A 6,317-nucleotide genomic window follows, 5' to 3' on the forward strand; every position below is an offset into this window, starting at 1 on the left:
GCGTTGAAAAGGGCCGGTATTGAACGCTCAGATTGAAATTGAAACAAGTGAAAACTTATATGAGGCTTTGACCGGCAGAAATCCAATCATCAGACCAAAAGAAAAAGGCCCGCATGACACGGGCCTTTTTGTGTGATGTAAGCCGGAAGGCTTACATGTTCGGATAATTTGGTCCGCCGCCACCCTCGGGCACGACCCAGACGATATTCTGGGTCGGGTCCTTGATGTCGCAGGTCTTGCAATGCACGCAGTTTTGCGCGTTGATCTGCAGGCGGTTGCCGCCATTTTCTTCATCTTCGACAAATTCATAAACACCGGCCGGGCAGAAACGGGCTTCGGGCCCGTTATAGACGGCAAGGTTGGTGTTTACCGGAACGGTGTCATTCTTAAGCGTCAGATGGACCGGCTGATCTTCACTGTGGTTGGTATTTGACAGGAAGACCGATGACAGCTTGTCGAAGCTGATTTTGCCATCCGGTTTCGGATAGTCGATTTTCGGCATTTCTGCAGCTGGCTTCAGGCAGGAATGGTCTTCGTGGTTTTTGAAGGTCCAGGGAGCCTTGCCACCGAACAGATAGGTATCAACAGCACTATAGGCCATGCCACCCCAGAAGCCCCATTTGGCGAAGCTCGGGCGGATGTTGCGGACCTTGTGCAGTTCCGGATAGACCCAGCTGTCTTTCAGACGCTGCGGGTAGCTGTCCATCTGTGCAGGCGTTTCGTCGGCAGTCAGGGCCTCAAACGCAGCCTCGGCGGCCAGCATGCCGGTCTTCATCGCGGTGTGCGAACCCTTGATCTTCGGCACGTTCATGAAGCCGGCCGAACAGCCGATCAGGCAGCCGCCCGGGAAAACAAGGTCGGGGATCGACTGGAAACCGCCTTCGTTTAGCGCACGTGCGCCGTACGAGATGCGACGACCATTTTCGAAAATCTTGCGGATTTCCGGATGCGTCTTGAAACGCTGGAATTCATCAAACGGGCTGAGATGCGGGTTTTCGTAATCAAGACCGATAACGAAACCGACAACCACCTGATTGTTATCAAGATGATACAGGAACGACCCGCCATAGGTGTTCTTGTCAAGCGGCCAGCCAACGGTGTGCTGAATCAGGCCTTCCTTGTGGACCGCGGGATCGACTTCCCAGAGTTCCTTGATCCCGATGCCATAGGTCTGCGGATCGGAATTCTTGCGCAGATCGAACTTCTTGATCAGTTGTTCGGACAGCGAGCCACGACACCCTTCGGCAAAGAAGGTGTATTTGGCATGCAGTTCCATACCCGGTTCGTGGTTCGGGCCCGGCGTGCCATCACGCGTAAGGCCCATATCACCCGTGGCGATGCCTTTGACCGAACCATCATCGTTAAACAGAACTTCGGCGGCGGCAAAGCCCGGATAAACCTCGACGCCAAGGGCCTCGGCCTGTTCGCCAAGCCAGCGGCAAACATTGCCAAGGCTGACGATGTAGTTGCCCTTGTTGTGCATCTGCGGCGGGGTCGGCAGCTTTTTTGCGCCGGTTTCGCTCAGCATCATGAACTGGTCTTCGCCGGCAGGCACGTTTAATGGTGCGCCACGTTCCTTCCAGTCAGGGAAAAGTTCATTGATCGAGCGCGGCTCCATCACGGCACCTGAAAGGGTGTGTGCGCCGACCTCGGAACCTTTTTCAACCACACAGACGGTGATTTCTTTTTCCTGTTCCTGGGCGAGTTGCATTAGCTTGATGGCAGCCGACAGGCCGGACACACCGGCACCAACGACGACCACGTCAAATTCCATGGATTCCCGTTCCATTTGGCCTCTCTCCTTTGGCTGGCGATCTTGTCGAACTGTTTCCGTTCGTTGATCGTGAGCCGGTATTCACCGTTCAGGGTCTCGCCCAAGCCCTGATTTCTCAGATAGTTCTTGCGTGGTTAAGCTATAGCGATCATGGCATCGGTTGACAATCCATAGTCATAACCTGTGTCGCGTTTGTACTCTGGCACAAAGGACCCAAAATCGTATAAGGTCTTCCCAAGCAGTGCCCGCGATCCTGATTGCGGTGCAACATACATCGCCTTTGTGTAGATGAGCAAACCAATTACAGACTTTGATGTAAATAATCTCGACCCGTTCGAGGCCCTTGTCTGGCAGTTTGAGATGGGCGCGGACGAGGCCATCGCCGACGAGCCGCTTGACCGTTTCAAGGCATCTGAAAGCCTGCGCCAGAATGCGGCCAATCGTCAGGGATTTGGCGCGAATGGTCGCCCGGGGGCACAGCGTCCTGCAGGGGCGTCGGCACGACCTGCTCAGTCGGCTGGAACTGCTGGTCCTGCGCCGATTCCGGCTGGCGGAGATGGCGGGTTCCTGTTGTCTGATACGCCACACGAGGCGCGCCAGTCCGCACGCGATGCAGCCGCTGCGGCAAACAGCCTTGATGAACTCAAGGCCGCTATTGAAAAGTTCGAAGGCTGCGCCCTTAAAAAGTCAGCCAGCAATACGGTCTTTGGCACCGGGAATGTCGAAGCAGATCTGGTGCTGGTCGGTGAAGCACCGGGCGCCGAAGAGGACCGTCAGGGCCTTCCGTTTGTCGGGCCAAGCGGCAAGTTGCTTGATGCCATGTTGCGGTCCATCGGACTGGCGCGTGAAGAGGCCTATATTACCAATATCCTGCCATGGCGGCCGCCGGGAAACCGTCAGCCAACCACAGCCGAGGTTGCGGTGTGCGAACCGTTCATTCGCCGCCATCTTGAGCTGATTGGTCCGAAGGTGGTTGTCTGTCTTGGCGGCAGTTCGGCCAAAACCCTGATGGAAGAAGATCGCGGCATTACGCGTTTGCGCGGCACGTGGAAGGAAATTTCCTTTGCGGATGGCAAAAATGCTGCCCTGACCGCGATGTTCCATCCGGCCTATCTTCTCAGGACGCCGGAACAAAAACGCCTTGCCTGGCGTGATTTGCGTGCGATCGCGCAAAAGCTTTAAGGAATTGGCGATAATATCGGCGTATGCATGGGAGATATGCAAGCGTTTCGGGTGCTTTGCGCGGTCCGCGCCAAGTGATTGATTCCAGATAAATGATTTCGCGGTTTGGGTGTTTTCTGCTATAAGACACGCCGTTGCACGAGGGGGAACACCGCAGGCAACGGGTTGCGAGACCAAACTGCTTCGGGATAAACACGCGGCTTGAAAACAAGCCTCGTTGGGGAAACTGATTTTGATCGAAGCAATAAGAACACGCCTGCCCGGTGTAACACGCACCGTAAGGCAGGGACTTTTCTTTGCGTTTATGGGCACCATGACGGTCATGGGTGCCATGTCGCCTGCTGCTGCCAGCACGCAGGAACAGGCCGCCCTGAGCAGCCCTGTTCTGGACGAGGCGCTTTCGACCCTGATCCCAAAGCCGCTTTCCGAACGCGATGCCGAACTTTACGAACAGATTTTTGCCGTACAGGAGCAAGGTCGCTGGGACGATGCCGACCGCCTGATTTCGCGCCTGTCTGATGATGTCCTGATGGGGCATGTGATGGCGCAGCGCTATCTGCACCCGACGGCGTATCGGTCGCGTTACAAGGAGCTTAAGGGCTGGCTTGCGAAATATGCCGATCACCCGCAGGCGCCGCGCATTTACAAGCTTGCGCTGACACGTCGCGGATCTGCAAATTATCCGAAAAAGCCTGTGGGCAGCTATGTTTCGGGTGCCGGCTATGATTACGAGAACATCACGCCCTATTATCACAAATCGACCAAGAAGCTGTCATCCAAGCAACGTTCGCGCGTTTCGACGCTGAAACGTCGTATTCGCCATCGCATTGGAAATGGCTGGCCGACCGGCGCGCTTGAAGTTCTTAACAGCGATGAGGCCCAGCGTATTTTTGATGCCTATGAGCAAGACCATGCCAAGGCCGCAATTGCATCGGGTTACTATTATTTTGGCAAACCTGATCTTGCACTGAAATATGCCAGTGAAGCGGCAAAGCGGTCAGGCAAATATCTGCCGCAGGCGCACTGGACTGCGGGTCTGACCGCGTGGCGTCTGGGCAAGATGGATGAATCGCACGCCCATTTTGCAGCACTTAGCACAAACAAATATGCCTCAAGCTGGACCCGGACCGCAGGTGCGTTCTGGGCCGGTCGTATTGATCTGGCCGCAGGTCGATTTGACGAAGCCGATGCCATGTTGAACCGGGCGGCGGAATATCCGCGTTCGTTCTATGGTCAGTTGGCGATGCGCGCACTGGGACGTGATGACGTTTTTGACTGGGACAGCCTTGAGCTTGATGAAAACCGTGCCAATAAGCTGAAACTTGATCCGCATGGACGTCGCGCGCTTTCGCTGTTGCAGATTGGTCTGCGCGATGAAGCCGAACGCGAATTGCGCAAGGCAGCGGCAAAGGATGACGATTCGCTGCGTCGTGCTGTTCTGGCCCTGACCGATACCGCGAATTTCGCATCACTTACCATGCGTCTTGGCAGTTATATCGCGCAAAAGACCGGTGATGTGTTTGTAAACGCACTTTATCCGGTTCCGCCATGGGCACCGGAAGGTGGCTATGAAGTTGACCGTGCGGTGATTTATGCCTTCATGCGTCAGGAATCGGGTTTCAACACCGACGCGCGCAGTCATGCCGGTGCGCGTGGTTTGATGCAACTGATGCCGGCCACGGCAAGCTATATCGGCAACACCCGTTACCGTGGTGCCAAACGCGCCGAGCTGTATCAGCCGGAAATCAACCTGTCGCTTGGACAGAAATATGTTGATCACCTGCTTGAGCAGAATGGTGTTGATAACGGCTTCTTGCAGTTGATGGCGGCCTATAACGGCGGCATTGGTAATCTTGGTCGCTGGCAGAAGGCGCTGAAGGACAATGTCGATCCGCTTTATTTCATCGAAAGCATCCCGTCGCGTGAAACACGTTTGTTCATCGAACGCGTGATGGCCAACCTTTGGATGTATCGGTCGCGGTTCGGTCAGGAAACGCCGTCGCTTGATCTTCTGGCTGCTGGCGAATGGCCAACCTATCAGCCGCAGGATCAGGACACAGAGCGCGGCCTGAGAGCGCAGCGTTAAGCATCAAGCACCTGCGATGACAGCCAATAACGGCGACAGCCCGCAAAAATCCAGAACAACTGACAAGTACCGTGCCCCGGATCAGGGGACGGTCCTTGATCGTATCAAGATGCCTCCCATGAGCGGCGAGGAAGCCCTGCGCCGGTTTGGTGAGGGGCATGTCAACCAAACGGGTGCTGAAACGGAGCGTCCGTTCGGGGAACTTGAAAGTCTTCATCCTGTCATGAAGCTGGTCGCACTGGGCGGCACATTGTTGCTGATCGTTGCTGTGTTGTTGGGAACTTTGTATTTGTTTGCGGGCTAGTTCAGCGCCAAATACAGCGCTTAGTCAGCATCTGAGTTGGATTGCAGGGCCTTGATCTCGCTTTGGGTGGCATTGCCAAGCGGATCGTCATTGGGCAGGTCGCGATAAAGATCACTTAGAACACGCAGCGCCTGATCCGGCTTATTGTTTTGTTTTAGCATCATACCGTAATAGTAGCGCGCCAGCAGATGGTTGGGCATTTGGCCCAGCGCATGCAAGACCAGATCACGCGACGTGCTGTCGATCTGTCCGTCCTGGGCGGTGATGCGGGTGTCAGCATATTCGATGGCAAGTAACGGGTTCTCGCCCGAAAGGGCATAGGCCTGTGCAAAGGCGGCCACGGCCCGTTCAATGTTTCCCAGACGCAACGATCCACGTGCCAGGGCGACCCAGCCTTGAAGGTTACGCGGGTTGACCTCCAGCGAGACGACAATCTGATTAAGCAGTCGCCTGATCTGCTGATCGGTTTTGAAATCGGGATCTGTGGCGTTATCGGCAACGGCAGCGGCGGCGGCGAGGTTGCGTTCGCCGGCACGATCCGCATAGGGCCGCGATGGAAGGGTCGGGCTGCCGAGCATGGCATAAAGCACCAATGCTGTGATAACCGGCAGGGCGGCAAAGGCAACGCGGCGCGCACGTGATCCTTGCCCTGCTGATTTCGGCAGGCTTGCATAAAGGGCCGCACCCGCCAGAAGTGCCAGAACCGCCAAGCCAACCCAGATCACAGGAAACCTCCGGTGGGATGATAATATGTCAGGCGATCACGTTGCATCAGGACTTGCCGTCGTCTTTTGAAGAACCAAGAAGTTCGTCCAGCCGTTTCTGTTCGTCCTTTGACAGCGATGCAGATGCCGGGGATCCATCGCGTTTCTTGCGACGGTAAAAGGCAAAAACAGCCAGAATTGCCAGCACCACCAGAACCCCCGGGCTTGCCCACAGAATATATGTTTCGGGTTTCAGTGGCGGGTTCA

General features: G+C 55.7%; 6 protein-coding genes. 3 read left to right on the top strand and 3 right to left on the bottom strand.

What is annotated here, in order from left to right; all coding sequences use genetic code 11:
* Window positions 1-151: 151 nt before the first annotated feature.
* The gene (locus B2R48_RS15730; protein WP_297002312.1) at window positions 152-1,789 is read right to left on the bottom strand and encodes an electron transfer flavoprotein-ubiquinone oxidoreductase; all 1,638 of its coding nucleotides are present in this window, start codon (window positions 1,787-1,789) and stop codon (window positions 152-154) included.
* Between the two features lie 273 nt (window positions 1,790-2,062).
* On the opposite strand from B2R48_RS15730, the gene B2R48_RS15735 reads away from it, so the two are divergent.
* The 3 genes from B2R48_RS15735 (at window position 2,063) to B2R48_RS15745 (ending at window position 5,346) form a co-directional block, all read left to right on the top strand.
* The gene (locus tag B2R48_RS15735) at window positions 2,063-2,956 is read left to right on the top strand and encodes a uracil-DNA glycosylase (protein ID WP_297002315.1); all 894 of its coding nucleotides are present in this window, start codon (window positions 2,063-2,065) and stop codon (window positions 2,954-2,956) included.
* A 232-nt stretch (window positions 2,957-3,188) separates the two neighbouring features.
* Window positions 3,189-5,042, top strand: a complete 1,854-nt coding sequence (locus tag B2R48_RS15740; protein WP_297002318.1) for a lytic transglycosylase domain-containing protein — start codon at window positions 3,189-3,191, stop codon at window positions 5,040-5,042.
* Window positions 5,043-5,058: 16 nt separating this feature from the next.
* Entirely contained in the window at window positions 5,059-5,346 is a 288-nt protein-coding gene (locus B2R48_RS15745; protein ID WP_297002321.1) for a hypothetical protein, read from the top strand.
* 20 nt (window positions 5,347-5,366) lie between these two features.
* Here B2R48_RS15745 and B2R48_RS15750 read toward each other — a convergent pair whose 3' ends face one another.
* A complete protein-coding gene (locus B2R48_RS15750; RefSeq protein WP_297002324.1) occupies window positions 5,367-6,071 on the bottom strand; it encodes a tetratricopeptide repeat protein in 705 nt (234 codons plus the stop codon).
* A 46-nt stretch (window positions 6,072-6,117) separates the two neighbouring features.
* Window positions 6,118-6,317 (bottom strand): cytochrome c-type biogenesis protein (locus tag B2R48_RS15755; RefSeq protein ID WP_297002327.1); only part of this gene is annotated, 200 nt, incomplete at its 5' end.

Origin of the sequence: Thalassospira sp. UBA848 (genome assembly GCF_002295455.1) — a bacterium.
In the GTDB taxonomy this organism is placed as follows: domain Bacteria; phylum Pseudomonadota; class Alphaproteobacteria; order Rhodospirillales; family Thalassospiraceae; genus Thalassospira.

Excerpts from the sequence above, each read along its gene's own strand:
- B2R48_RS15745 (WP_297002321.1), top strand. The coding sequence starts at position 5,059 with ATGACAGCCAATAACGGCGACAGCCCGCAAAAATCCAGAACAACTGAC.
- B2R48_RS15735 (WP_297002315.1), top strand. The coding sequence starts at position 2,063 with ATGAGCAAACCAATTACAGACTTTGATGTAAATAATCTCGACCCGTTC.
- B2R48_RS15730 (WP_297002312.1), bottom strand. The coding sequence starts at position 1,789 with ATGGAACGGGAATCCATGGAATTTGACGTGGTCGTCGTTGGTGCCGGT.